This window comes from Ralstonia sp. 25mfcol4.1, from assembly GCF_900104095.1.
Classification (GTDB): domain Bacteria; phylum Pseudomonadota; class Gammaproteobacteria; order Burkholderiales; family Burkholderiaceae; genus Cupriavidus.
Genome location: NZ_FNJO01000002.1, coordinates 491,146 through 516,170, shown reverse-complemented (window position 1 = coordinate 516,170; position 25,025 = coordinate 491,146). Strand labels below are relative to the sequence as shown.

Here is a 25,025-nt window from a genome sequence, read left to right as displayed (position 1 = left end):
GCGGGTGTCGGCTTGGCGCAACGGGTCGGGTAAATCCTGACATGAGTTTCAGAACTGTCCGATACGTGCCGATACCGTTTTTGTATACAGTTAAAGCACGCGGTCACCGAATCAAAAACCAGATGGCCGCCAGGCCGGATTGCAGGGCCCGGGCAAAGCATCAGCTTTCGTCCCGGGCAGCCGATAACGCGATGCGGGCTCGAAACAACAACTTAGGGGATTGGTCATGTCGCTGCTGTCTCGCAAACCTTATATCGTCGCCATCGCCGTGATGGTGGCCGCGGCCGCCGTGTCGATGGCGAGCGCGCTGGTCGGTTAGTCCGGCAACCGGCGCCGCACCCGCAGCGCCAGCAACAACACGAGCACGCTGCCGGCCAGTGCCGGCACGTTGCCCACGCGGATGTACGGCGTCAGGCCCTGCATGCCCTGCACATCCGCCGTCAGCGTACCCACTTCGAACGTCGGCAGCTTTGCCTGCACCGTACCGTCCGGCCGGACCACGGCCGTCATGCCGGTGTTGGTGGCGCGCAGCATCGGCCGGCGCATTTCCAGCGCCCGCATGCGCGAGATCTGCAGATGCTGGTCCAGCGCGATGGTGTCGCCGAACCAGGCCAGGTTGGTCACGTTGGCCAGCAGGTTGGCAGGCGTGGCCTGCTGTCGCAGCGTGGCGGCGATTTCCTCACCGAACAGATCCTCGTAGCAGATATTGGGTGCCACATGGATGCCGCGCACCGGTACGGCCGGCTGGTCCAGCGTGCCACGCCGGAAGTCGCCCAGCGGCATCTTCATCATGTTGACGAACCAGTGGAAGCCGAACGGGATGAATTCGCCGAACGGCACCAGGTGATGCTTGTTGTACCGGTAAAGCGCCTCCAGCTCCGGGCCGATGGCAAACACGCTGTTGGTGAAGTCCACCGGCGAATCGGCGCCCGCCGCACCAAAGACGACCGTGGTGCCGGTCTTCTCCATATAGGTGCGCACATCCCTGGCGATATCCACCGGCAGGTCCTGCAGGATCACCGGGAACGCGGTTTCTGGCGTAACGACGAGGTCCGCCGGCGCCGCCGTAATCATGTCGCGGTACAGTTCCAGCGACCGCTGGATGCCCACCGGCTCGAACTTGATGTCCTGCGCCACGTTGCCCTGTAACAGCCGCACGCTGACCGGCTTGCCGATCGGGGCGGTGTACGCCACGGGTATCAGCGCCAGGCCGCCGACCAGCGTGGCGGCCACCAGCCCGGCCGACCAGCCGGCGATGCGCGTGGCGCCCGGCTCGGTACGGTGCAGCGCGGCGCGTACGGCGGCGACCAGCAACGCCGATGTCGCCGCCGCCAGGAATGTGATGCCGTAGACGCCCAGCAGCGGCGCAAAGCCCGACAGCGGGCCGTCGGTATGGGGATAACCGCTACCGAGCCACGGGAAGCCCGTGAACACCACGCCACGCAGCCATTCCGACAGCGTCCAGGCCGCGCCGAATGCCAGCGCGGTCAGGACGCCGCCATGGCCGCGGCCAGTCAGCCAGTGCCAAACGCCGGCGGCCAGCGCCGGCCATAGCGACAGGTATGCGCCGAACAGCACCACGGCCAGCGCGGCCATCCACGCCGGCATCTCGCCGTAGACGTGCATGCTGATGTAGAGCCACCAGATCCCGGACAGGAACCAGCCCATGCCGAATGCGTACGCCGTGGCGGCCGCCGCACGCGGGCGGCCCGCATCGGCAACCAGTGCCACGAGCCCGGCCAGCGACAGGATCTGCAGCCACCACCAGTCATGGGGCGCGAAAGCCTGCGTATGAGCCACGCCCAGCGCGGCGGCGATCAGCAGCCGGAACAGCATGCCCTGGCGCGATGCGCTGCGGGCGCCAGCCGGCGCGGAGGAAGGGGAGGATGGACCGGCGCCGATCAGCGGATCGGCGCGGCGGGTACCCACGGCGTCGGGCGCGCCGGCGCGCTTCATGCGTCGGCCACGCCGTTGGTGTCTGCCGGAGCCTCGCGGTGTACCTGCAGCAGATGCACCTGGCGCGCGTCGGCGCGCAGCACTTCGAAGCGGATCGGCGGCAACGTGATGACCTCGCCGCGATGCGGGACGTGGCCCACGTGGTTGGTCAGCAGGCCGCCCACCGTATCGACGTCATCGTTCGGGAAGGCCGTGCCGAATGCCTCGTTGAACTGTTCGATCTCGGTCAGGCCACGTACGCGCCAGGCGCCGTCCGTGGTCGGCAGGATCATGTCCTGGTCTTCGTCCAGATCGAATTCGTCCTCGATGTCGCCCACGATCTGTTCCAGCACGTCCTCGATCGTGACCAGCCCGGCCACGCCGCCATACTCGTCGACAACGATCGCAATATGGTTGCGATTGATCCGGAACTCGCGCAGCAGGATGTTCAGGCGCTTCGACTCCGGAATGAACACGGCCGGGCGCAGCGTTTCGCGCAGGTCGAAATTCTCGTCGGTGTAGTAGCGCAGCAGATCCTTGGCCAGCAGGATGCCGATGATGTTGTCACGATTGCCCTCGTACACCGGAAAGCGCGAGTGCGCAGTCTGCTGCATGTAGGGAATGAACGCTTCTGGCGTATCCGCGATGTTGACCGCATCCATCTGGGCACGGGGCACCATGATGTCGCGCGCCGTCAGCTCCGACACCTGGAACACGCCCTCGATCATCGAGAGGGAGTCGGCGTCGATCAGGTTGCGCTCATGCGCGTCCTGCAGCACTTCCAGCAGTTCGGCGCGGGTGTCCGGCTCGGGGGAGATGAAATCCGAAAGGCGTTCGAGGAGGGATCGGGGCCGATCCGGCTGCCTGTAGCTGGCAGGCTTCGAACTGGGATAGGGGTCGTTCATGTCGCGGCTAGCGCGTGGTGGAGATCGTCTGAAGCATACACTAAAAGGCTTGCAGCCCCGTGACGCCAGGATTGCAATGGCGCCGGCATCACGGGGAACAGCCCTTTGTGCTTATTCGCGCACGGGCTGGTACGGGTCGCTGAAGCCCAGCGCCTGCAGCGTTTCGGTCTCGATGGCCTCCATTTCCTCGGCCTCGGCGTCGTCCTCGTGTTCGTAGCCCTGCGCGTGCAGCACGCCGTGGACGATCAGGTGGGCGTAGTGCGCCTCCAGCGGCTTCTTCTGCTGCCTGGCCTCGGCCTCCACCACCGGGCAGCACAGTACGATGTCGCCGGTCACGGGGTCGTCGGCGCCCTCGGCATAGGCAAATGTCAGGACATTGGTCGCGTAGTCCTTGCCCCGGTACGTGCGGTTCAGCGCCCGGCCTTCTTCCTCGTCCACGAAACGGATGGTCAGCGCGGCATCGTCATACAGGGCCGACTTCACGCATTTTTCGATCTGCTTGCGCGTCGGTACGCCGGGGCGCTTGCGCGTGCCGTCGCCGAACTGGATGTCAAGCTCCACCTCGGCCGGCGTGGCCGGCGTGCCCGTGGTCGTCACGATCGGCGTGGCCGTCACGGCTACCGACAGCGCGTCGCCGTTGTCGGGGCGCACCAGCAGGCCGGCCTGCTGGCGGGTGTCGGTGTGCTCGGCCAGCAGCGCTACCACGCCGTCATTGGCCTGCGACAGGTCGAGCGTCAGGCTGCGGCCGTCGGCCAGCTGGATGCGCAGCGCGTGCGCCGCCGCCTTGCGGGCGCGGCCGTCGGCATCGAACAGGACAACGCGGGTGGCGTCGGGCGTCTTGGTGGCGGGAGACTTCTTGGTCAAGTTCAGGCGTCCTTGTGCTGGGCGTGATATTCGTCGTAGGCATCCACAATGCGCGCCACCAACGGATGGCGCACCACGTCGATGCTGGAAAAGCGGGTAAAAGCGACGCCGCGCACTTCGCGCAGCACGTGCTGCGCCTCCACCAGGCCGCTCTTCTGGCCGCGCGGCAGGTCGATCTGCGTGGTGTCGCCGGTGATCACGGCCTTGGAGCCGAAACCGATCCGCGTCAGGAACATCTTCATCTGCTCCGGCGTGGTGTTCTGGGCTTCGTCCAGGATGATGAAGGCGTGGTTCAGCGTGCGGCCACGCATGTAGGCCAGCGGCGCGATCTCGATCATCTGGCGCTCGAACATCTTCTGCGTGCGATCGAAGCCCAGCAGGTCGTACAGCGCGTCGTACAGCGGGCGCAGGTACGGATCGACCTTCTGGGCCAGGTCGCCGGGCAGGAAGCCGAGTCGTTCGCCGGCCTCCACGGCCGGACGCGTCAGCACGATGCGCTTGACCGCGTCGCGTTCCAGCGCATCGACGGCGCAGGCCACGGCGAGGTAGGTCTTGCCGGTACCGGCCGGCCCGATGCCGAGCGTCAGGTCGTGCGACAGGACGTTGCGCAGGTATTCGCGCTGCATGGCCGTGCGGCCCTGCAGCCCGGAACGGCGCGTGTGCAGCACCGGCGAATCGTCTTCAAGATCCGACGATGCCTCGTCGTTTTCGTTGCCGGGCAGGTAGGCGCCGTGTGCGGCGATCTGGCGCGATTCCACCAGGCCAAGCTGCACGTCGTCGATCGACAGCGTGACCTTGGCGTCGTTGTAGAAACGCTCCAGCGCCAGCGCCGCGTCCTGCGCGCGCTCGCCACGCACGGTCATGCGGTGGCCGCGACGCTGGATCGTCACGTCCAGCGCCTGTTCGATCTGGCGCAGGTTTTCATCCAGCGGCCCGCACAGGTTCTGCAGGCGGGTGTTGTCGTCCTTGGGGGCGACGAATTCTGCTGTCGGAATCTTCATAAAGGCTTATTGGCGCACAACGATTTCGCCGCGCAGCGAGTGCGGGAACGCCTGCGTGATGCTGACGTCCACCATCTGGCCGACCATGCGGTCGCGCTGGGCCTGGGGGACGCCCGGCAGCGCGAAGTTGACCACCCGGTTGTTCTCGGTGCGGCCGTGCAGTTCGGTCGGGTCCTTGCGGGCCGGACCCTCCACCAGGATGCGCTGCACCGTGCCGACCATGCCCTGGCTGATCCGCACCACATTTTCTTCAATTGCGGCTTGCAGGATCTGCAGGCGGCGCAGCTTCACGTCATGCGGCGTGTCGTCGTGCAGGTTCGCGGCCGGCGTGCCGGGGCGTGGACTGAAAATGAACGAGAACGACGTGTCGTAGCCGATTTCGTGCACCATGGCCATCAGCTTGTCGAAATCGGCATCGGTTTCGCCGGGGAAGCCGATGATGAAGTCGGAAGACATCGACATGTCCGGGCGGATCGTGCGCAGGCGGCGGATGATGCTCTTGTACTCCAGGACGCTGTAGCCGCGCTTCATCGCCATCAGCACGCGGTCCGATGCATGCTGCACGGGCAGGTGCAGATGGTTCACAAGCTTGTCACAGCGTTCGTACAGTTCCACCAGCCGCGAGGTGAATTCCTTCGGATGGCTGGTGGTGTAGCGGATACGTTCGATGCCGGGAATCTCGGCCACGTATTCGATCAGCAGCGCGAAGTCGGCGATCTCGCTGGTGCCGCCCATCGTGCCGCGGTAGGCGTTCACGTTCTGGCCCAGCAGCGTGACCTCGTGCACGCCCTGGTCGGCCAGGCCGGCCACTTCGGCCAGCACGTCCTCGAACGGACGCGACACTTCCTCGCCGCGCGTGTACGGCACCACGCAGTAGCTGCAGTACTTCGAGCAGCCCTCCATGATCGATACGAAGGCGCTCGGGCCGTCCACGCGCGCCGGGGGCAGGTGGTCGAACTTCTCGATCTCCGGGAACGAGATATCGACCTGCGACAGGCCGGTGGACTGGCGGCGGTTGATCAGGTCGGGCAGGCGGTGCAGCGTCTGCGGTCCGAACACGACGTCCACGTACGGGGCGCGCGACACGATCGCCGCGCCTTCCTGGCTGGCCACGCAGCCGCCCACGCCGATCACCAGACCGGGCTTGGCGGCCTTCAGCGCCTTCATGCGGCCCAGTTCGGAGAACACCTTCTCCTGGGCCTTTTCGCGGATCGAGCAGGTGTTGAACAGGATCACGTCGGCGTCTTCGACGTTGTCCGTGGGCTCCATGCCCTGCGTGGCGTTCAGCACGTCCACCATCTTGTCCGAGTCGTACTCGTTCATCTGGCAGCCGTACGTTTTGACAAATACCTTCTTCATGGTGCCGGTCTCAGTGGTTTACCTGGGGGCATCAGGGCACAACAGGCTGATTCTTAAAGGGTCAGTGCGCGGCCTTCCAGGCCTTCACTTCCGCGTCGGTCAGTACCCATGCGGTCAGCAGCTGGCCATAGAGGTCGAGCTTGTATCGCACGTCGAGCTTCTTGCCGGCCACCGTGTTGGGATTCATCAGCAGGGTGTCGGTGCTGAAGATCCGCAATCCGGGGGCCACGCCATGGGCCTTGCCATCGAGCCTTGCCTGCAGCGGGTCGGTGGCCGTCGGTCGCGCTAGCTCCAGGCGGGCCATCGGGGCGTCGGCCGGTATCACGCGCACGGGGGCGCCGGCCACCGCGAGGTTCGTCACCTGGGTCGTGACCGGGCCAGTGGTCTGGCTCATGGTCTGGGCGGTCTGCGCCATGGCAGGGACGGCGGACAACAGCAGCACTGCGGCGCACGCGACGTGCGACGAACGCGACAACGGCTTCAGCATGAAGGCTCCCGACAAGAAATACGCCGATCGTTCTTGGAATACCGCCGGCGCCGGACGCCATCACGCTTGCAACCATCGCGCAGGCAGGGTAACCCGCGATTTTACCCGTTTGCGCCGTGGCCGGGGGAACCGCGCGCCCGGCATATGTGGCGTAGCCGCCTCAGAACAGGCAGGCTGCCTCCTGCAGCACACGCTGCTTGGACACGGTGCCCATCAGTTCCCGGCTGGCGGCATCGCGCACCAGTGGAATGCGGTTGATGCCGTGCTCGGAGAAGATGGCCAGCGCGTCGCGCAGACGGGAGTCGGGCGTCAGGGACGGGAACGCCAGATCGCCCAGGGAAATCAGCGTGGCGTCGGGGGCCTCGCGCTGCGCGCGCTGGATGGCGTGGATCGAGATGGCGCCCAGCAGCGTGCCGGCTCCGTCCACCAGATACAGGTAGCGCGTGCCGGTCTCGGCGAACTTGTCGGCCGCCTGGGCCACCGTGGCGGTGGGATCGATGACCGTGCTGGTCGGATCGCACAGGCCGGCCAGGCGCAGGCCCCGCGCGCGTTCCGCGGCCGCAGAGGCCTGCGCGCGCTCCACCACCACGCTGTAGAGCGACAGCGTCTGGCAGCGCGACGCCGTGTAGTACGCCGCCACCGCGCCGATCATCAGCGGCAGCAGCAGCGTGGGTGCCAGCGTCATCTCGAAGACCATCAGGATCGACATCAGCGGTGCCTGGCTGGTGGCCGACAGGAAGGCCGTCATGCCGACCAGCGGCAGCACCGGCGTGGACGTGCCGCCCGGAATGCCCAGCGCCACGAGCTGGCCCAGCGCCGCGCCCACGAACATCGATGGCGTGAACACGCCGCCCACGGCGCCCGAGCCCATGCTGACCACGGTGGCCAGCAGCTTGGCCAGCAGCACGCCCCAGACCGCCACCGAAAGCGGTTCGTTGCGCAGGATGGTCTGGATCGTGTAGTAGCCGTTGCCCACCACTTCGGGCACCACGATGGCCAGCAGCCCGACCAGCAGGCCGCCCAGCGCCAGGCGCGCCACCGGGCCGCCGGGCACGTGCCGGAAGCCGTTGCGGGCCAGCGTGTTGGCGCGCATGAAGACCGCGCCCGACACCCCGGCGATCAGGCCGATGCCGGCGGCGGCCAGCAGCAGGTGCGGTTGCTGGAGCAGGTCGGGGCCGATATGCAGGCCCGTGTAGAGCGGTTCGAGGCCGCCGTGCCACTGGCTGACCATGGTGCCGGCCACCGACGCCAGCAGCAGCGGCATCAGGCGCTGCACGGCCAGGGCGCCAAACACCACTTCGGCCACGAATACTGCGGCCGACAAGGGCGTGTGATAGGCGGTGGCCAGGCCCGCCGCCGCGCCGCACGCGGTCAGCATGCGGCGCATGTTGCTGTCGCCGGCGGCCTGGTCGGCGCGCCCGGACGGAAAGATCGATCCGGCCAGCGCGGCCAGCTGGATCATCGCGCCTTCCTTGCCCACCGAGCTGCCCGAGACGATCGAGCAGAACGACGACAGCGCACGCAGCAGCGTGATGCGTACCGGCAGCCGGCCCGTGCCGCGCGCCACGGCTTCCATGTATTCGCTGGGCAGGGTCTCGCTGCGGGCATAGTGCCGTGCCGCCATCAGCAGGGCGCCGGCCAGGGCGCCGCCCGCCACCGGGATCACGACCCGCCAGGCCAGCGCCAGGCCCGCGAAGATCAGCACGATGTCGGCGTCCCTGCCAAACATGACCAGGCCGCTGGCCTCCAGCGCGTCCTTGAACAGCGTGGTCACGATGCCGGCCAGCAGCCCGACGGGGATGGCCGCAAAGAGCGTGACTTCCTGGTCTTCGACGAAACGGAACCGCATGGCGATGGGGAAGGGCGATGGGAGCGGGCTGGGCGCGCCGGCACCGGGTGGCCGTCATGATAGCGCAGCGCCACCTGGCGCCGACGAGCGGCGCGCCAGTTTCCACAGACTGGTACACTACGGGCCTTTCCAGCCCGGGAACGGGGGCAATCGACCCATCCCGCCGGCCCTGACCCTCAGGTACGGTTCTCTACCCGAGCTGCCCCACGATTGGCGCACATCTGCTGCGCAACGGGCAGCCGAAGCGTCATTTCATGTCTTTTTCCGATCTCGGCTTGTCCGACAAGCTGGTGCGTGCCGTGGCCGAACAGGGCTACACCACGCCGACCCCGATTCAGGCGCAAGCCATTCCCGCAATTCTGAAAGGTGGCGATCTCCTCGCCGGCGCCCAGACCGGCACCGGCAAGACCGCTGGCTTCACCCTGCCGATGCTGCAGCTGCTGGCCGAGGCCGCGGCGCACAATCCGGCGCCTCGCGGCGGCCGCCCGCAGGTGCGCGCCCTGGTACTGACCCCCACGCGCGAACTGGCCGCCCAGGTCGAGGAAAGCGTGCGCAACTACGGCAAGTACCTGAAACTGCGCTCGATGGTGATGTTCGGCGGCGTCGGCATCAATCCGCAGATCGATGCGCTCAAGCGTGGCGTGGACATCGTGGTGGCCACGCCCGGCCGCCTGCTCGACCACGTGTCCCAGCGCACCATCGACCTGTCCCACGTGGAGCTGCTGGTGCTCGATGAAGCCGACCGCATGCTCGACATGGGCTTCATCCACGACATCCGCAAGATCCTGAACGTGCTGCCGGCCAAGCGGCAGAACCTGCTGTTCTCGGCCACGTTCTCGGACGATATCCGCGCGCTGGCCGACCGCCTGCTGAACAATCCCGCGTCGATCGAGGTGGCCCGCCGCAACACCACGGCCGAAACCGTGGCGCAGCGCGTGTTCCCCGTGGACCGCGACCGCAAGCGCGAACTGCTGGCCCATCTGGTGCGCCAGCACGACTGGCACCAGGTGCTGGTCTTCACGCGTACCAAGCACGGCGCCAACCGCCTGGCGGAACAGCTGACCAAGGACGGCCTGTCCGCGCTGGCCATCCACGGCAACAAGAGCCAGTCTGCCCGCACCCGTGCGCTGACCGAATTCAAGGCCGGCACGCTGCGCCTGCTGGTGGCCACCGACATCGCCGCGCGCGGCATCGATATCGACCAGCTGCCGCACGTGGTGAACTTCGACCTGCCCAACGTGCCCGAGGACTACGTCCACCGTATCGGCCGCACGGGCCGCGCGGGCGCCGAGGGCGAGGCGATCTCGCTGGTCTGCGTGGACGAGCATGGGCTGCTGCGCGATATCGAGCGCCTGATCAAGCGCCAGATCGAACAGGTGACGCTGCCCGGGTTTGAAGTGGACCCGAGTATCGCCGCCGAGCCGATCCAGAAAGGCCGCCAGCAACGTGGCGGCGGCGCGCAACAGGGCCGTGGCGGACAGCCGCGCGGCAACGGTGGCGGCGGTGCCAATGGCGGCGAGCGCCGCGCCCCGCGCGCCCCGCAAGGACAGCGCCAGGAATCGGCGGGTCAGCCGAGCCAGCCGCGCCAGCCGCGTCCCGCCCAGGGCACGCAGCCGGCACGTGGCGAAGGCCGCAACGGCAATGGCAATGGTGCGGGCAAGGGTGCAGGGAACGGCGCTGCCAAGCCGGCCGGCCCGCGTCCGCAGCAGGCCCGGGCGCAACAGCAACCGCGTCAGCCGCAGGCTCGCCCGCAGCAGCCGCGTCCCGCACAGGACGCCGTGGCTGCGGCACCGGCCCGCAATCGCCGTCCGGCGCCGCAGGCCGCACTGCTTGGCGGCAGCCGCAAGCCCGCTCCCTGATCGGACCCGACCATGGCCCACCCGGATAACCCGCTGTCAGACGACGATGTCCCGTACGCGGGTCTGACGCCCGAGTGCATCCTCGATGCGCTGGAGGCGGCGGGCTTCTATCCGGATGGCCGTCTGCTGGCCCTGAACAGCTACGAGAATCGTGTCTGGCAGGCCGGCATCGAGGATGCCTCGCCCGTGGTGGTCAAGTTCTACCGGCCCGGCCGGTGGAGCGACGCCGCCATCCTCGAAGAGCATGCCTTTGTGCAGCAACTGGCCGACGCGGAGATTCCCGCCGTGCCGGCGCTGCCGCTGCGCATGGGCGAAGCGCCGGCCAGCACGCTGCTGGCGCACGCGGGCTTCCGCTTTGCCGTGTTTCCGCGCTGCGGCGGCCGCGAGCCGCCGCTGGACCAGGCCGCCACGCGCACCTGGCTGGGCCGCTTCATCGGCCGCATTCACGCCTGCGGTGCGGCCACGGCATACCAGGCACGGCCGGCGCTCGATGTCGACACGTTCGGCGTGGCCCCGCGCGACTATCTGCTCCATCACGACTGCATTCCCGCCGATCTGCTCGCGCCCTGGCGCGCAGCCGTGGACCTGGCGCTCGATGCCGTGCGCCGCTGCTACGAGCGCGCCGGAGACGTTCGCCTGCTGCGCCTGCATGGCGATTGCCATCGCGGCAATGTGCTGTGGATCGACGAAGCCGATGCGCGCGGTCGCGGCACGCCGGGGCCGCACTTCGTCGACTTCGACGACAGCCGCATGGGCCCGGCGGTGCAGGACATCTGGATGCTGCTGGAAGGCGATCGTGCGGCGATGCAGGACCAGCTGGCCGACATCGTGGCCGGCTACGAGGACTTTGCCGATTTCGATACGCGCGAGCTGTGGCTGGTAGAGGCGCTGCGCACGCTGCGCCTGCTGCACTACAGCGCGTGGCTCGCCAGCCGCTGGCGCGATCCCGCGTTCCCGGCCGCGTTTCCCTGGTTCGGCACCGCGCGCTACTGGCAGGATCGCATTCTGGAACTGCGCGAACAGATCGCGCTGATGGACGAACCGCCGCTCTGGGCGGCCTGATCCGTCCGCACCGGCCCGCCTGGGCCGGTCATCGCGTCAAGCCTGCGGCTTGACCTTTTCCTCCGCCTTGACCATCACCACCGGACAGGTGGCATGTGCCAGAACGCGGCCGGCTACCGAGCCGAGTACGGCGTCGAAGAACGACCCACGCCCGTGGGTGCCCATGACGATGGCGCTGGCATTCACCGACTTCGCATGACCCAGGATCTTTTCGGGCGGATAGCCATGCAGCGCATGGCGCTCGAACGGGATCTTCGCGGCCTCCAGGATGGCGCAGACCGACGTCATGGCCTTGTCGCTGGCCTCGTTGTGCCATGCGTCGATGGTTTCCTTGCTGACGAAGGCACGCACCTGGCCCGTGACGTCGGGCGACACGTGAACCACGTGCACCGTGAAGCCGGTCTGCAGCAACTTGCCATCGGCCAGAAAGCGTGCGGCGGCGTCGCTGAAGGCGGAACCGTCGGTGGCAAGCACGATATTGGACATCGGGGGCATGGCGCAATCTCCTAGGTTGAAACGCTACGGGCGCACGGCGGGCGCGACGTGATCATCATGGCACGCAGACCGTGCTCACACCGTAACGTAGATCAAATCAACGCCAAATTTTTAAGGGTTTCACGATTGTCATCTGCGCAGCAATATGTTCCAGCGCTTCGCCGACACACGCGCTTCGGCCCGTTTGTGGACGCAACGGCTCAACATCTGAAATTTCCGTAAGAAAACCCGGAAATTTCAGCATGCATTTTCAGCCCGTTCTGCCGCTGGCAAGGCGCAGGAAAGCCTAAGCTGCCCGCTGTTCGCATTCACGGAGACCTGGCATGCCTAACGCAATCGTTATCGATCCGCATATCGCCGTTCGCAAGACCGTCTGCAACATACTGGAGACCGCTTCCGGCTTCCAGGAAGTCCGCGTTGCCGCCGGCGGCGCCCCCGGGCTGCTGGCGCTGCGCGACCGCCCGGCCGATCTGGTCGTCATGGACCTGCAGCTCGACGACCTGCCCGGCGACGCCGTGCTCGAGGAAGTGGTGTCGACCTGGCCCGTCACCTGCGTGCTGGTGCTGTCGGCGCAGCGGCGGGCCGCGGAGCGTGCATTGCTGGGCGGCGCCCATGGATTTATCGACAAGGGCGCCGGGCTGGAAGGGCTGGCCGACGCCGTGCGCGCGCTGATGAGCGGCTACGCGGCGTTTCCGCTGAAGGCGTTGCCGACCTTCCGCCGCGTGGCGGCCAACCCGGCGGATCCGAAGGCCCTGCTGAGCCGCCGCGAGCTGACAGTGCTGCGTCTGCTGGCGGTGGGCCATTCCAACAAGGCGATTTCGGATGTGCTGGAGATCAGCAACAAGACCGTCAGTTCGCACAAGGCCAGCATCATGGACAAGTTGGGGCTGGGCTCCCTGATCGATCTGGCGGAATTTGCGCGCGTGCATCGGCTCTTGCCCACGGAGGGCGAGCCGGGCCCGCGCGCGCCCAAGCCGCGCGTCAGGCGCAACGACGCCGCGGCGTTCTAGGCGTGTCCCGCGTAAATGGCGGCGTTCAGCCCCGCGTCCCGCAACGACACGGCCCCGATGTGGTTGGCCGCGAGGATGCGGTTCCCGGGATGCGCCGCCGCGAAGCCACGCGCGCGAAAGACGGTCCACAAGAGGACCGGCACTTGCCCGGTCCTGGCGGTCCCTTATCCGGCATAATCCCAGCCACACCGCGCCGCATCCGGGGCGGCACGGTACTGACTGGGTTTTGCAAATGAACGCGCCGAAGACGGAGACGTCAGACAACTCGCACGAACGCCAATTGGACGACGACTGTCCGCTGCACTGGTTCGACGCGGACCGGGGCGCGTTCGAAGACCTTGAGCGACGCATCGCCGAGCATCCGGCCGACTTCTTCGCCAGTCAGGATTTCGATCCGGTTGGCGCGTGCGCCACGCGCGAGGCGCAGTTCTCCTCGGTAGACCTGCCTGAGGATCCGACCGCGCCGCAGGCGCACGCCGACCATCTGTTGCACGATGTGTTCCGTCACGTGATGCCGGTGGCGTCGCCGACCTTCGTCGGACATATGACGTCGTCGCTGCCGTCTTTCATGCCGTCGCTGGCCAAGATCGTGGCGGCGCTGAACCAGAACGTGGTCAAGCTGGAAACGTCGGGCGCGCTCACCGGTCTGGAACGCCAGGTCATCGGCATGCTGCACAAGCTGGTCTTCGCGCGCGACGGCGGCTTCTACGCGCAGTGGCTGCACAACCCCGAGCATTCGCTTGGCGCGTTCTGCGCGGGCGGCACCACGGCCAACCTGGCGGCGCTCTGGGCCAGCCGCAACAACGTGCTGCGCGCACGCGGCGACTTCCCGGGCATCCACAGTGCGGGCCTGATGGCGGCGCTGCGCCACTACGGCTACGACGGACTGGCGATCGTGGTGTCCGAGCGCGGCCACTATTCGCTGCGCAAGGCCGCCGACGTGCTGGGGATCGGCCGCGACAATCTGGTGCCGGTGGCGGTCGATGGCGATGGCCGCATGCGAATCGACAAGCTCCGCGAAACGCTCGCGGACCTGAAGGCGCGCAATGTCCGGACGATGGCCATCGTCGGCATCGCCGGATCGACCGAGACTGGCGCAGTGGACCCGCTGGACGCGATGGCCGACGTGGCGCAGGAAGCTGGCTGCCACTTCCATGTCGATGCCGCCTGGGGCGGCGCGACCTTGCTGTCCGAGCGCGAACGCGGGCGCTTTGCCGGCATCGAACGCGCCGATTCCGTGGTCATCGACGCACACAAGCAGTTCTATGTGCCGATGGGCGCCGGCATGGTGCTGTTCCGCGATCCGGCCTGGACGCAGGAGATCATCCAGCACGCGAACTACATCGTGCGCAAGGGCTCGGTCGACCTGGGCCGCCACACGCTCGAAGGCTCGCGCGGCGCGGCGGCCGTGATGCTCTACGCCAACCTGCACCTGCTGGGACGCAAGGGCCTGGCCAGGCTGATCGATACCGGCATCGACAACGCGAAATTCTTTGCCGGACTGATCGAGCAGCAACCCGATTTCGAACTCGACAGCCGCCCGCAGCTTTGCATCCTGACGTACCGCTACGTGCCCGAAGCCGTGCGCGCGGCGCTGGTGTCGGCGTCAACCCCGGCGCAGAAGCGCGAGCAGCTCCAGCAGGCGCTGGACGCGCTGACCATCAGCATCCAGGAGATGCAGCGCGACGCGGGGCGGTCATTCGTGTCGCGCACGCAACTGACATCGTCGCAGTGGGGCGGCAGGGCGATCGCGGTCTTCCGCGTGGTGCTGGCGAACCCCGATACGACGTACGACATCCTGAAGGGCGTACTGGCCGAACAGCGCGCGCTGGCCGTGCAGAGCCCGATGATGGCGCCGCTGATGGCGCTGCTCTGATCCGTTGGGCGGCAACCGCCGCTACCGCTGGCGCAGATACGTTGCGACTGCCCGGGCCCGGAGACGGGCCGTTGCGCGCGCCCCAAAGCAAAAAGCCGCAATCCCGTGAAGGACTGCGGCTTTTTAAATAGATGGTGGCGAATCAGGGATTCGAACCCCGGACCTGCGGATTATGATTCCGTCGCTCTAACCGACTGAGCTAATTCGCCAACGAAGATCGAAATTATACCTTTGGTTTTCGGCCTGTCAACACCTTTGTGACAATTTTCTGCAAGCTTCGGCGATTGCCCAAAAAAATGGCAGACCCGAGGGTCTGCCTGGAAGGAGCGGCTGGCCGGTAGGCCAGCCATCCTGAGCGAGGGTTACCGGTTGTATCCCTCCGGTGAATGCCTGGATTGCCTGGTCGTTGTCGTGTGGCCGCTTAGTCGTTGGCGTAGATGTCCACGTCCTTGGTCTCGCGGACGAACAGCGCGCCCAGCACGAAGGTCATGGCAGCGATGATGATCGGGTACCAGAGGCCGTAGTAGATATTGCCGTTCTGGGCCACCAGCGCGAACGAGATGGTTGGCAGCAGGCCGCCGAACCAGCCGTTGCCGATGTGATACGGCAGCGACATCGACGAATAGCGAATGCGGGTGGGGAACATTTCCACCAGCATGGCCGCGATCGGGCCGTACACCATCGTGACATAGATGACCAGGATGACGAGGATCACGAGGACCATGATCGTGTTCATCTGGGCCGGGTCGGCCTTGGTCGGATAGCCGTGCGCCGTCATCTCGGTGCTGACCGACTTCTTGAAGTCGGCGATCTGCTTCTTGCTGGCGTCGTCGAACGCGCCGTTGCCCACGGTGGCGTTGAAGGCCTTGATCTCCTTGTCGCCGATCTTGACCGAAGCCACGGTACCGGCCGGGGCGTTCACCACGTCATAGCTGGCCGATGCCTGGGCCAGCGTCCGCTTGACGATGTCGCACGAGCTGCGGAAGTCGATCTCGCGGGCGATCGGGCTGCCCTGGAACGAGCAGGTGGCCGGGTCGGCCGTCACCACGATCTGGGCCGACTGCTGGGCACGCTCCAGCGCCGGGTTGGCGTAGTGGGTCATCGCCTTGAACAGCGGGAAGTAGGTCAGCACGGCCAGGGCGCAGCCCAGCATGATGATCCACTTGCGGCCGATCTTGTCCGACAGCGAGCCGAAGAAGATGAAGAACGGCGTGCCGATCACCAGCGCGCCGGCGATCAGCAGGTTGGCCGTCTTGGCATCGACCTTCAGCACCTGGGTCAGGAAGAACAGCGAGTAGAACTGGCCCGTGTACCACACCACGGCCTGGCCGGCGGTCAGGCCCACCAGCGCCAGGATCACGATCTTCAGGTTGCGCCATTGGCCGAAGGCTTCGGTCAGCGGTGCCTTCGACGTCTTGCCCTCGGCCTTCATCTTCTGGAAGGCCGGCGACTCGCTCATCGACAGGCGGATGTACACCGACATGGCCAGCAGCAGGATCGAGACCAGGAACGGGATACGCCAGCCCCATGCGTCGAAGTTCGGGCCGGTGGCTTCGCGAACCAGCAGGATCACGATCAGCGACAGGAACAGGCCCAGCGTGGCCGTGGTCTGGATCCATGCCGTGTAGGCGCCGCGCTTGCCGTGCGGCGCGTGTTCGGCCACGTAGGTAGCCGCGCCGCCGTATTCGCCGCCCAGTGCCAGGCCCTGCAGCATGCGCAGCAGGATCAGGATGATCGGGGCCGCCCAGCCGATGGTGGCGTAACCGGGCAGCAGGCCGACGATGAACGTCGACAGGCCCATGATCAGGATGGTCACCAGGAAGGTGTACTTGCGGCCGATCATGTCGCCGAGGCGGCCGAACACCAGCGCGCCGAACGGCCGCACGATGAAGCCCGCGGCAAAGGCCAGCAGCGCGAAGATGAATGCCGAGGTCGGGTCCAGGCCGGCGAAGAACTGCTTGGCGATGACCGCCGCCAGCGAACCGTACAGGTAAAAGTCGTACCACTCGAACACCGTGCCGAGGGAAGAGGCCAGAATGACCTTTTTCTCTTCCTTCGTCATCGGCGCATTGTGGGCCGCAGGTACGGTCCCCACGTTTTGCGCGTTTGCCATTTGTTGTCTCCTCCGTTTCCGTTCTTCCGTCGAAAATCTTCAGGTCCCCGCCGTCAGGCCCGTCTGCGTGTGCGCGTACCGGCCCATTGCGCCAAGGTTGGAACGATTGTGGGAGGCGAAACTTACTGAGTTCTGACAGATTCGAGGCAAACCGGGTGGAATCCGTCGGGGTATACGCTAGGCAAATCGGGCCGTTGCCGGGCCCGGGGCGTGCTGCATTGCGAGGCATTCCGGGCGCGGCCCGCCAGCCGCGGCGCCGGGGCGGCGTCTTGCGCCGCAGCAAAGGGCGCGACCCGAGAGGAAACCCTTAGAAGGGCGCGCGGCGGGGTTTTCCGCTGGCGTTGTCAGGCTCGGCGGGAGGCGCCGGATGGGCGTCGATGTCGGCGTCCGTGCGGGCCAGTTCGTGCTCGCGGGCGTGCATCTCGTCGTCGGCGCGATTCATGCGCCAGGCGTACAGCGCCGCCATCAGCACGTAAAGAATCAGCGATCCCTGCGCGGCCATCCAGAACGAAAAGGGCCAGCCCATGAAGTCGAAGCGCAGTTCGCGCGCGAACCAGCTCACGCCGAACGTGATCAGGAACCAGGCCGCCAGCAGGCCCACGATCCATCGCACGTTGTGGTGCCAGGCGCGCCGCTCCAGCGGCGTCATGCGGTCGCGGGGCGTTTTCCTGCTCATGCCGGATTCTCGTCCGGGGCGAGGCGGCGCAGCGTGATGCGCAGGCGCGCGCCGGCCAGCCGCGGCGACGCCTGGTACACGTTGTCGTCGATGGCTACCTCGCCGCCATGCTGCTGCACGATCTCGCGCACGATGGCCAGCCCCAGCCCGCTGCCCTCGGTGTTGGTGCCCAGCACCCGGTAGAAGCGTTCCATCACCCGTTCGCGCTCGGCAGGCGCGATGCCCGGCCCGGTGTCTTCCACGTCCAGGTATGCGAACGGCTCGAAGGCGTCGCTGGCCACGCGCACGGTGGCATGGCCGCCGGCAGGCGTGTAGCGGATGGCGTTGTCCACGAGGTTGTTGAGCATTTCGGTCAGCATCAGGCGGTTGCCGGTGATCATGACCGGGTGATCGTCGGCCTCCAGCCCCAGGTCGATATTGCGCGCCCACGCCTGCGGCAGCCAGTCCTTGACCACGTCGCGAGCCAGCGCGGCAAGGTCCAGCGGCGCCATGCCACCGGCGCCAGCCAGGTTTTCCATGCGCGCCAGCGACAGCAGTTGCGTCACCAGGTGCGCGGTGCGCTCCGAACTGCCGGCGATCTGCGCCAGCGACCGCCGCAGTTCCTCCGGCGACTGCTCGCGCTGCGCCAGTTCGGCCTGCATGCGCAGGCCCGCCAGCGGCGTCTTCATCTGGTGCGCGGCATCGGCAATGAATCGCTTCTGTGTCTGCACGGACTGGTCGAGCTGGGCCAGCAGGTCGTTGAACGACGCCACCAGCGGTGTGATTTCCTGCGGCGCCGCGCGTTCGTCGATCGGGCTCGTATCGCCAGGGTTGCGCGAGCGGATGCGCTGCTGGATGGCGGTGAGCGGCGCCAGCCCTCGTGTGAGCCCGAACCACACCAGCACCACGGCCAGCGGCAGGATCACGAACTGCGGCAGGATCACGCCCTTGATGATCTCGTTGGCCAGCCGGGCACGCTTGTCCAGTGTCTCGGCCACCTGCACCAGCACCGGCTGGTTGCCGCCGACGTTTTTCAGATCGACATAGGTATAAGCCACGCGCACATCGTTACCGGCCACGCGGTCGTCGCGCATGGACACCAGCCCGGCATGGCCCTGTTCCTCTTCGGACGGCAGCGGCAGGTCGTGGTCGCCGGCCACGTACTCGCCGCGCTTGCCCACCACCTGGTAATAGATGTTGTCGGTCTCGTCGGCCCGCAGGATCTCGCGCGCCGACAGCGGCAGCTGCAGCGTCACGCGTCCGTTCACTTCGCGCACCTGCTGCGACAGCACGATGGCGCTGGCCTCCAGCGCGCGGTCGAACGGCCCGTTGGCGATCGACTTGGCCACCAGGTAAGTGACCGCGATGCTCATCGGCCAGAGCAGCAGCAGTGGCGCCAGCATCCAGTCCAGAATCTCGCCGAACAGCGATCGCGGGGCGGGATGGGCCGAAGTTTCCTCGAGATGGGGCAGGGCGTCCGCCAGCGCCGAATCCTCGGCGGCGGCATCGGCCAGCGTGGGGCGCGCGGCCTCGGGCAGCGGGGCGGCGCCTGCGGCGGGATGGCGTCGCCAGGGCAGGCGCAGCAGGCTCATGGGCGGTTCGCGTCAGCCGTGGGTAGCCATGGCCGGCTGGAATTTCTCCAGGCAGTAGCCCAGGCCGCGCACGGTAGCGATGCGGATGCCGCCCACCTCGATCTTCTTGCGCAGGCGGTGCACGTAGACTTCGATGGCGTTGTTGCTGACTTCCTCGCCCCATTCGCACAGGTGGTCGACGAGCTGTTCCTTCGACACCAGCCGGCCGCTGCGCGTGAGCAGGATTTCGAGCAGGCCGATCTCGCGGGCCGACAGGTCCAGCATCTGGTCGTTCAGGAAGGCGATGCGGCCGACCTGGTCGAAGGCCAGCGGGCCGTGGCGCATCAGCGTGGCGCCCCCGCCGGCGCCGCGCCGCACCAGCGCACGCACGCGTGCCTCCAGCTCGGACAGCGCAAAGGGCTTGGCCATGTAGTCGTCGGCGCCCAGGTCCAGCCCCTTGACGCGCTCGTCCACGCCGTCGGCCGCGGTCAGGATCATCACCGGCAGCATCGCGCCGCGCGCACGCAGCCGCTTGAGCACCTCCAGGCCGGGCATGCGGGGCAGGCCGAGGTCCAGGATCAGCAGGTCGAAGCTCTGCGTGGAAAGGGCCGAGTCGGCTTCCACGCCATTGGCGACGTGATCGACGGCATAGCCGGAATGGCGCAGCGACCGAGTCAGGCCGTCTGCCAGCACGTCGTCATCTTCGGCGATCAGAATCCGCATGGTTTGTCTCCACCCTTGTCACCTTTTTTGTGCCGGCATCGCCGGCCGCCGGTTTGCGGTGCCGGTGGGGCTTGCCAAGCATACTGTTTTTTTATACAGTACCCGACATTCCGCGCGAGTCGTCCCGGAAGGGACTGCGCAGGGCCGGGACTGGCGAGTCCAGGCGCCAAAAAACCTTCGAAAGCCCGCCGAAATGGATCGGAAAAGGCTTGAAAAGCAGGCGCCACGCCGCATGCGGCCTATTTATACACCAATTGACCACCCATTGACTGAAGGACGACCATGGACGACAAGAAGGCCGGCGCCGGCGTAAGTGCTGAGAAGCAGAAGGCGCTTGCCGCCGCGCTCTCCCAGATCGAAAAGCAGTTCGGCAAGGGCTCGATCATGCGCCTGGGCGATGGCGACGTCGAACAGGATATCCAGGTGGTGTCCACCGGATCGCTGGGCCTGGACATCGCGCTGGGCGTCGGCGGCCTGCCGCGCGGCCGCGTGGTCGAGATCTATGGTCCGGAATCGTCGGGCAAGACCACGCTGACGCTGCAGGTCGTTGCCGAAATGCAGAAGCTGGGCGGCACCTGCGCGTTCATCGACGCGGAACACGCGCTGGACGTGCAGTATGCCGGCAAGCTGGGCGTGGACGTGGGCAACCTGCTGATCTCCCAGCCGGACACCGGCGAGCAGGCACTGGAAATCACCGACGCGCTGGTGCGCTCGGGCTCGATCGACCTGATCGTTATCGACTCGGTGGCCGCGCTGGTGCCGAAGGCCGAAATCGAAGGCGAGATGGGCGATTCGCTGCCGGGCCTGCAGGCCCGCCTGATGAGCCAGGCACTGCGCAAGCTGACCGGTACCATCAAGCGTACCAACTGCCTGGTGATCTTCATCAACCAGATCCGCATGAAGATCGGTGTGATGTTTGGTTCGCCTGAAACCACCACGGGTGGTAACGCGCTGAAGTTCTACGCCTCGGTGCGTCTGGACATCCGCCGTATCGGCTCGATCAAGAAGGGCGACGAAGTGGTCGGCAACGAGACCAAGGTCAAGGTCGTCAAGAACAAGGTTTCGCCGCCGTTCCGCGAAGCGTTCTTCGACATCCTCTACGGCCAGGGTATCTCGCGCCAGGGCGAGATCATCGACCTGGGCGTGGACGCCAAGATCGTCGAGAAGTCGGGCGCGTGGTACAGCTACAACGGCGACAAGATCGGCCAGGGCAAGGACAACGCGCGTGAATACCTGCGCGAGAATCCGGACATCGCCGCCGAGATCGAAAACAAGGTGCGTGCGGCGCTGGGTGTGGCCCCGACGAACACCGCACTGGGCGCGCCGGCCGAGATCGAAGACTGAGGCTGACGCCTGCCGGCAACAAAAGCCGTCGCATGACAATGCGGCGGCTTTTTTACTTTTCGTCCCCCTCCTTGTCCCCGAAACGCTCTCCCGATTCCTGATGGCCGGAACCCGTCCCCCGCTTTCCCTCAAGGCCCGCGCCGTTGGCTATCTCTCCCGCCGGGAACACAGTCGCGTGGAACTGGCACGCAAGCTGGCGCCGCATGCCGAATCGGCCGAGGAAGTGGAAGCCTTGCTCGATGCGCTGGAGCGCGAAAACTGGCTGTCGAATGATCGCTTCGTCGATAGTCTGGTCCACCGGCGCGCCAGCCGGTATGGCGCGGCGCGCGTGATGCAGGAGGCGAAGACTCACCAGCTTGGTAACGAGCAACTGCGTGATCTCCAGGACCGGCTGCGCGATACCGAAGTGGAACGGGCTGCCGAGGTGTGGCGCAAGCGATTCGGTGTGCCGCCCGATTCACCCGAAGCGCGCGCCAAGCAGATCCGGTTCATGATGGCCCGCGGATTCTCGCGGAGCGTGATCGCCAAGATCATCCGGGGCGCCGAGGACGAACACGAGAGCGAGTAGCAACGGCGAGTAGAAACGCCGAGTACCAACGCCGGGTACCAACGCCGGGTACCAACGCCGGGTACCAACGCCGGGTACCAACGCCGGGTACCAACGCCGGGTAGCCATCTGCATACCTGCGTACGCATAATGGGTATTCGTGCGCGCGTCAAGCAGGTTGTCGTACCACTGATGCAACGCAGCGCGCGGCCGTCTCGGGGGCTGGAAGCCCAGGTGTGAGGCCGGTTTGCCGCCTTTGTCGTTGCAACAATCCGGGCCGGACAGGCTGTCGCGCAGGATGTTCCCGGTCAAAGCAGCGCGGCATGTTAAACTCCACGAGTTATCCGGCCCAGACGGCCGTCCGGCATGCGCCGGGCCGTCCGGACGGAAGAGAATCCGCGAAGTTCGCCATAGCGAACCTCCCGTAAGTACCGCCCCGAATTCCGCCACGTTCAGCCTGCCGCTTCAGCCCCGCTGTCATGCCGCTTTCCCCACCTGTCAACCGTGCCTTGCGTCATCGCCGTGCCATCACGGCCGAAGCGTATTTACGGGATGATGGCCTGTGGGACATCGAGGCGCGCCTCACCGACACGAAGCCGCGCGATATCGAGCTGGCCGGCAACCGCATCCGCCCCGAGGGCCAGCCGTTGCATGACCTCTGGCTGCGCGTGACGATCGATCTTCGCCTGAACATCGTGGACGCCGAGGCGTGTTCCGACTGGGTGCCATATCCGACGCATTGCGACACGATCGGCCCGGCCTACCGCCAGCTGATCGGCCTGAACCTGACAAAGGGGTTCCGCAAGGCCGTGCGCGACCGGCTGGGCCATGTCGCTGGCTGCACCCATCTCACCGAACTGGCCGGCGTGCTGCCGACCGCCGCCATCCAGGCCTTCGCGGGCGACGTGTTCAAGATTCGCGACGGCGCCGACGATCCCAATCCCGAACCGCCGATGCAGCTTCATGGATGCCACGCGCTCCATTTCGAGGGCGAGGTGGTTCGCCAGTTTTACCCGCGCTGGTATGGTCACCAGCCGAAACCGAAAGCCGGCGCTGCGGCGTCGTCCCCCCAGACCGCGTCACGCGCCGATGCCCCCGCATCAGGTGGCGAAGACACCCTGGCCCACCGGCCCAACGGTACGTCGGGCTGACCGTCACGGTCGGCTCAAGGAAACAGGCGCAAGCCCTTCGTCTCCAACTATTTTTCCAATCCCTTTACGCCTACCCGAAAGGAAACACGCATGAATATCCATGAGTATCAAGGCAAGGAAATCCTGCGCAAATACAATGTGCCGGTTCCGCGCGGCATCCCGGCTTTCTCGGTCGAAGAGGCCCTGAAGGCGGCTGAACAGCTCGGCGGCCCGGTGTGGGTTGTCAAGGCACAGATCCACGCAGGCGGCCGCGGCAAGGGCGGCGGCGTGAAGGTGGCCAAGAGCATCGACGAGGTGAAGACCTACGCCAGCAACATCCTCGGCATGACGCTGGTGACGCACCAGACCGGCCCGGAAGGCAAGAAGGTCAACCGCCTGCTGATCGAAGAAGGCGCCGACATCAAGAAGGAACTGTACGTTTCGCTGGTAGTGGACCGCGTGTCGCAAAAGGTGGCCCTGATGGCATCGAGCGAAGGCGGCATGGACATCGAGGAAGTCGCTGCCCACACCCCGGAAAAGATCCACACGCTGATCGTTGATCCGGCCGAAGGCCTGAAGGACGCTGACGCCGACGACATCGCCCGCAAGATCGGCGTGCCCGACGCCAGCATCGCCCAGGCTCGCCAGGCACTGCAAGGCCTGTACAAGGCGTTCTGGGAAACCGACGCTTCGCTGGCCGAAATCAACCCGCTGATTCTGACTGGCGACGGCAAGGTCATCGCCCTGGACGCCAAGTTCAACTTCGACTCGAACGCACTGTTCCGTCACCCGGAAATCGTTGCGTACCGTGATCTGGACGAAGAAGACGCCAACGAAATCGAAGCCTCGAAGTTCGACCTGGCCTACATCTCGCTGGACGGCAACATCGGCTGCCTGGTGAACGGCGCCGGTCTGGCCATGGCCACGATGGACACCATCAAGCTGTTCGGCGGCGAGCCGGCCAACTTCCTGGACGTTGGCGGCGGCGCCACGACCGAGAAGGTGACCGAAGCCTTCAAGCTGATGCTGAAGAACCCGAATGTGCAGGCCATCCTGGTCAACATCTTCGGCGGCATCATGCGCTGCGACGTGATCGCCGAAGGCGTGATCACCGCGTCGAAGGCCGTGCAGCTGGGCGTGCCGCTGGTCGTCCGCATGAAGGGCACGAACGAAGAGCTGGGCCGCAAGATGCTGGCTGAGTCGGGTCTGCCGATCATTTCGGCCGACACGATGGAAGAAGCCGCCCAGAAGGTCGTGGCCGCTGTCGCTGGCAAGTAAGGACAACTTTCGTTGCCGCCTGGCCACAGCCAGGCGGGGCGACTAAAAGGACTAGCAAATGAGCATTCTGATCAACAAGGACACCAAGGTCATCACCCAGGGCATCACCGGCAAGACCGGCCAGTTCCACACCCGTGGCTGCCGCGACTATGCCAACGGCAAGAACGCGTTCGTTGCCGGCGTGAACCCGAAGAAGGCCGGCGAAGACTTCGAAGGCATTCCTATCTACGCCAGCGTGAAGGACGCCAAGGCACAGACCGGCGCCACCGTGTCGGTGATCTACGTGCCGCCCGCAGGCGCAGCTGCCGCCATCTGGGAAGCCGTTGACGCCGACCTGGACCTGGTGGTCTGCATCACCGAAGGCATCCCCGTCCGCGACATGATGGAAGTCAAGGACAAGATGCGCAAGCAGAACAAGAAGACGCTGCTGCTGGGACCGAACTGCCCGGGCCTGATCACGCCGGACGAGATCAAGATCGGCATCATGCCGGGTCACATCCACAAGAAGGGCCGCATCGGCGTGGTGTCGCGCTCGGGCACGCTGACGTACGAAGCCGTGGGCCAGCTGACCGCGCTGGGCCTGGGCCAGTCGTCGGCCGTGGGCATTGGTGGCGACCCCATCAACGGCCTGAAGCACATCGACGTGATGAAGATGTTCAACGACGATCCGGATACGGACGCCGTGGTCATGATCGGTGAGATCGGTGGTCCGGACGAAGCCAACGCGGCTTACTGGATCAAGGAAAACATGAAGAAGCCGGTGGTTGGCTTCATCGCTGGCGTGACCGCGCCTCCGGGCAAGCGCATGGGCCACGCCGGCGCGCTGATCTCGGGCGGTGCCGATACTGCCCAGGCCAAGCTGGAAATCATGGAAGCCTGCGGTATCAAGGTCACCAAGAACCCGTCGGAAATGGGCCGTCTGCTGAAGGCAATGCTGTAAGCAGCCCGCCCGATGCCGTGCA

General features: G+C 66.3%; 21 protein-coding genes and 1 tRNA gene. 9 read left to right on the top strand and 13 right to left on the bottom strand.

Going from position 1 to position 25,025, the window contains the following annotated elements:
• Positions 1-315: 315 nt before the first annotated feature.
• From lnt to BLQ58_RS05380, 7 genes are all read right to left on the bottom strand, one after another.
• Positions 316-1,956 carry an apolipoprotein N-acyltransferase gene (gene lnt, locus BLQ58_RS05410; protein WP_092595282.1) on the bottom strand — a complete coding sequence of 547 codons (1,641 nt, stop codon included), beginning with the start codon at positions 1,954-1,956 and terminating at the stop codon, positions 316-318.
• On the bottom strand, positions 1,953-2,840 hold the full coding sequence (locus BLQ58_RS05405) for an HlyC/CorC family transporter (RefSeq protein ID WP_092595280.1): 888 nt from the start codon (positions 2,838-2,840) through the stop codon (positions 1,953-1,955). The genes lnt and BLQ58_RS05405 overlap by 4 nt, the downstream gene beginning before the upstream one ends.
• A gap of 111 nt (positions 2,841-2,951) precedes the next feature.
• A complete protein-coding gene (gene ybeY, locus BLQ58_RS05400) occupies positions 2,952-3,704 on the bottom strand; it encodes an rRNA maturation RNase YbeY (protein WP_092595278.1) in 753 nt (250 codons plus the stop codon).
• 2 nt (positions 3,705-3,706) lie between these two features.
• A complete protein-coding gene (locus BLQ58_RS05395) occupies positions 3,707-4,705 on the bottom strand; it encodes a PhoH family protein (protein ID WP_092595276.1) in 999 nt (332 codons plus the stop codon).
• 6 nt (positions 4,706-4,711) lie between these two features.
• Positions 4,712-6,064, bottom strand: a complete 1,353-nt coding sequence (gene miaB, locus BLQ58_RS05390; RefSeq protein ID WP_092595274.1) for a tRNA (N6-isopentenyl adenosine(37)-C2)-methylthiotransferase MiaB — start codon at positions 6,062-6,064, stop codon at positions 4,712-4,714.
• 61 nt (positions 6,065-6,125) lie between these two features.
• Positions 6,126-6,551 (bottom strand): hypothetical protein, encoded by a 426-nt coding sequence (locus tag BLQ58_RS05385; RefSeq protein ID WP_092595272.1) that lies wholly within the window; start codon positions 6,549-6,551, stop codon positions 6,126-6,128.
• Positions 6,552-6,711: 160 nt separating this feature from the next.
• The gene (locus BLQ58_RS05380; RefSeq protein ID WP_092595270.1) at positions 6,712-8,400 is read right to left on the bottom strand and encodes a ClcB-like voltage-gated chloride channel protein; all 1,689 of its coding nucleotides are present in this window, start codon (positions 8,398-8,400) and stop codon (positions 6,712-6,714) included.
• Between the two features lie 254 nt (positions 8,401-8,654).
• Between BLQ58_RS05380 and BLQ58_RS05375 the strand changes: the two genes are divergently transcribed.
• Positions 8,655-10,259 (top strand): DEAD/DEAH box helicase, encoded by a 1,605-nt coding sequence (locus tag BLQ58_RS05375; protein WP_092595268.1) that lies wholly within the window; start codon positions 8,655-8,657, stop codon positions 10,257-10,259.
• 12 nt (positions 10,260-10,271) lie between these two features.
• Complete coding sequence (locus BLQ58_RS05370; protein WP_092595266.1) at positions 10,272-11,321, top strand: serine/threonine protein kinase; 1,050 nt, start codon at positions 10,272-10,274, stop codon at positions 11,319-11,321.
• Between the two features lie 36 nt (positions 11,322-11,357).
• On the opposite strand, the gene BLQ58_RS05365 is transcribed toward BLQ58_RS05370, so the two are convergent.
• Complete coding sequence (locus tag BLQ58_RS05365) at positions 11,358-11,807, bottom strand: universal stress protein (protein ID WP_092595264.1); 450 nt, start codon at positions 11,805-11,807, stop codon at positions 11,358-11,360.
• Positions 11,808-12,139: 332 nt separating this feature from the next.
• On the opposite strand from BLQ58_RS05365, the gene BLQ58_RS05360 reads away from it, so the two are divergent.
• Both BLQ58_RS05360 and panP read left to right on the top strand, forming a co-directional pair.
• Complete coding sequence (locus BLQ58_RS05360) at positions 12,140-12,826, top strand: response regulator transcription factor (protein WP_092595262.1); 687 nt, start codon at positions 12,140-12,142, stop codon at positions 12,824-12,826.
• Positions 12,827-13,106: 280 nt separating this feature from the next.
• The gene (gene panP / locus BLQ58_RS05355) at positions 13,107-14,702 is read left to right on the top strand and encodes a pyridoxal-dependent aspartate 1-decarboxylase PanP (protein ID WP_254775813.1); all 1,596 of its coding nucleotides are present in this window, start codon (positions 13,107-13,109) and stop codon (positions 14,700-14,702) included.
• A gap of 132 nt (positions 14,703-14,834) precedes the next feature.
• Here panP and BLQ58_RS05350 read toward each other — a convergent pair.
• From BLQ58_RS05350 to BLQ58_RS05330, 5 genes are all read right to left on the bottom strand, one after another.
• Positions 14,835-14,911 (bottom strand) — tRNA-Met (locus BLQ58_RS05350).
• 212 nt (positions 14,912-15,123) lie between these two features.
• Positions 15,124-16,815, bottom strand: coding sequence for an MFS transporter (locus BLQ58_RS05345; RefSeq protein ID WP_092595258.1), 1,692 nt, complete (start codon positions 16,813-16,815; stop codon positions 15,124-15,126).
• Positions 16,816-17,122: 307 nt separating this feature from the next.
• Positions 17,123-17,491 carry a DUF4212 domain-containing protein gene (locus tag BLQ58_RS05340; protein WP_254775812.1) on the bottom strand — a complete coding sequence of 123 codons (369 nt, stop codon included), beginning with the start codon at positions 17,489-17,491 and terminating at the stop codon, positions 17,123-17,125.
• The gene (locus BLQ58_RS05335; protein WP_092595254.1) at positions 17,488-19,062 is read right to left on the bottom strand and encodes a sensor histidine kinase; all 1,575 of its coding nucleotides are present in this window, start codon (positions 19,060-19,062) and stop codon (positions 17,488-17,490) included. Before BLQ58_RS05335 ends, BLQ58_RS05340 begins: the two co-directional genes overlap by 4 nt.
• 12 nt (positions 19,063-19,074) lie before the next feature.
• Positions 19,075-19,764 carry a response regulator gene (locus BLQ58_RS05330; RefSeq protein ID WP_092595252.1) on the bottom strand — a complete coding sequence of 230 codons (690 nt, stop codon included), beginning with the start codon at positions 19,762-19,764 and terminating at the stop codon, positions 19,075-19,077.
• A 282-nt stretch (positions 19,765-20,046) separates the two neighbouring features.
• On the opposite strand from BLQ58_RS05330, the gene recA reads away from it, so the two are divergent.
• The 5 genes from recA to sucD all read left to right on the top strand — a co-directional run bounded on the left by recA (position 20,047) and on the right by sucD (position 25,003).
• Positions 20,047-21,108 (top strand): recombinase RecA, encoded by a 1,062-nt coding sequence (recA, locus tag BLQ58_RS05325; protein WP_092595250.1) that lies wholly within the window; start codon positions 20,047-20,049, stop codon positions 21,106-21,108.
• Positions 21,109-21,208: 100 nt separating this feature from the next.
• On the top strand, positions 21,209-21,676 hold the full coding sequence (gene recX, locus BLQ58_RS05320) for a recombination regulator RecX (protein ID WP_092595248.1): 468 nt from the start codon (positions 21,209-21,211) through the stop codon (positions 21,674-21,676).
• A gap of 458 nt (positions 21,677-22,134) precedes the next feature.
• Positions 22,135-22,806: a DUF2889 domain-containing protein gene (locus tag BLQ58_RS05315; RefSeq protein WP_092595246.1), complete on the top strand. Its 672-nt coding sequence runs from the start codon at positions 22,135-22,137 to the stop codon at positions 22,804-22,806.
• A 90-nt stretch (positions 22,807-22,896) separates the two neighbouring features.
• Positions 22,897-24,063: an ADP-forming succinate--CoA ligase subunit beta gene (sucC, locus tag BLQ58_RS05310; RefSeq protein ID WP_092595244.1), complete on the top strand. Its 1,167-nt coding sequence runs from the start codon at positions 22,897-22,899 to the stop codon at positions 24,061-24,063.
• 58 nt (positions 24,064-24,121) lie between these two features.
• Positions 24,122-25,003: a succinate--CoA ligase subunit alpha gene (sucD, locus tag BLQ58_RS05305; RefSeq protein ID WP_092595242.1), complete on the top strand. Its 882-nt coding sequence runs from the start codon at positions 24,122-24,124 to the stop codon at positions 25,001-25,003.
• The last annotated feature ends 22 nt before the right edge of the window (positions 25,004-25,025 follow it).

What these genes read in the sequence shown, in the direction of transcription:
- lnt (WP_092595282.1), bottom strand. Translation starts at nt 1,956, where the DNA reads ATGAAGCGCGCCGGCGCGCCCGACGCCGTGGGTACCCGCCGCGCCGAT.
- BLQ58_RS05405 (WP_092595280.1), bottom strand. Translation starts at nt 2,840, where the DNA reads ATGAACGACCCCTATCCCAGTTCGAAGCCTGCCAGCTACAGGCAGCCG.
- BLQ58_RS05395 (WP_092595276.1), bottom strand. Translation starts at nt 4,705, where the DNA reads ATGAAGATTCCGACAGCAGAATTCGTCGCCCCCAAGGACGACAACACC.
- miaB (WP_092595274.1), bottom strand. Translation starts at nt 6,064, where the DNA reads ATGAAGAAGGTATTTGTCAAAACGTACGGCTGCCAGATGAACGAGTAC.
- BLQ58_RS05385 (WP_092595272.1), bottom strand. Translation starts at nt 6,551, where the DNA reads ATGCTGAAGCCGTTGTCGCGTTCGTCGCACGTCGCGTGCGCCGCAGTG.
- BLQ58_RS05380 (WP_092595270.1), bottom strand. Translation starts at nt 8,400, where the DNA reads ATGCGGTTCCGTTTCGTCGAAGACCAGGAAGTCACGCTCTTTGCGGCC.
- BLQ58_RS05375 (WP_092595268.1), top strand. Translation starts at nt 8,655, where the DNA reads ATGTCTTTTTCCGATCTCGGCTTGTCCGACAAGCTGGTGCGTGCCGTG.
- BLQ58_RS05370 (WP_092595266.1), top strand. Translation starts at nt 10,272, where the DNA reads ATGGCCCACCCGGATAACCCGCTGTCAGACGACGATGTCCCGTACGCG.
- BLQ58_RS05365 (WP_092595264.1), bottom strand. Translation starts at nt 11,807, where the DNA reads ATGTCCAATATCGTGCTTGCCACCGACGGTTCCGCCTTCAGCGACGCC.
- BLQ58_RS05360 (WP_092595262.1), top strand. Translation starts at nt 12,140, where the DNA reads ATGCCTAACGCAATCGTTATCGATCCGCATATCGCCGTTCGCAAGACC.
- BLQ58_RS05345 (WP_092595258.1), bottom strand. Translation starts at nt 16,815, where the DNA reads ATGGCAAACGCGCAAAACGTGGGGACCGTACCTGCGGCCCACAATGCG.
- BLQ58_RS05340 (WP_254775812.1), bottom strand. Translation starts at nt 17,491, where the DNA reads ATGAGCAGGAAAACGCCCCGCGACCGCATGACGCCGCTGGAGCGGCGC.
- BLQ58_RS05335 (WP_092595254.1), bottom strand. Translation starts at nt 19,062, where the DNA reads ATGAGCCTGCTGCGCCTGCCCTGGCGACGCCATCCCGCCGCAGGCGCC.
- BLQ58_RS05330 (WP_092595252.1), bottom strand. Translation starts at nt 19,764, where the DNA reads ATGCGGATTCTGATCGCCGAAGATGACGACGTGCTGGCAGACGGCCTG.
- recA (WP_092595250.1), top strand. Translation starts at nt 20,047, where the DNA reads ATGGACGACAAGAAGGCCGGCGCCGGCGTAAGTGCTGAGAAGCAGAAG.
- recX (WP_092595248.1), top strand. Translation starts at nt 21,209, where the DNA reads ATGGCCGGAACCCGTCCCCCGCTTTCCCTCAAGGCCCGCGCCGTTGGC.
- BLQ58_RS05315 (WP_092595246.1), top strand. Translation starts at nt 22,135, where the DNA reads ATGCCGCTTTCCCCACCTGTCAACCGTGCCTTGCGTCATCGCCGTGCC.
- sucC (WP_092595244.1), top strand. Translation starts at nt 22,897, where the DNA reads ATGAATATCCATGAGTATCAAGGCAAGGAAATCCTGCGCAAATACAAT.
- sucD (WP_092595242.1), top strand. Translation starts at nt 24,122, where the DNA reads ATGAGCATTCTGATCAACAAGGACACCAAGGTCATCACCCAGGGCATC.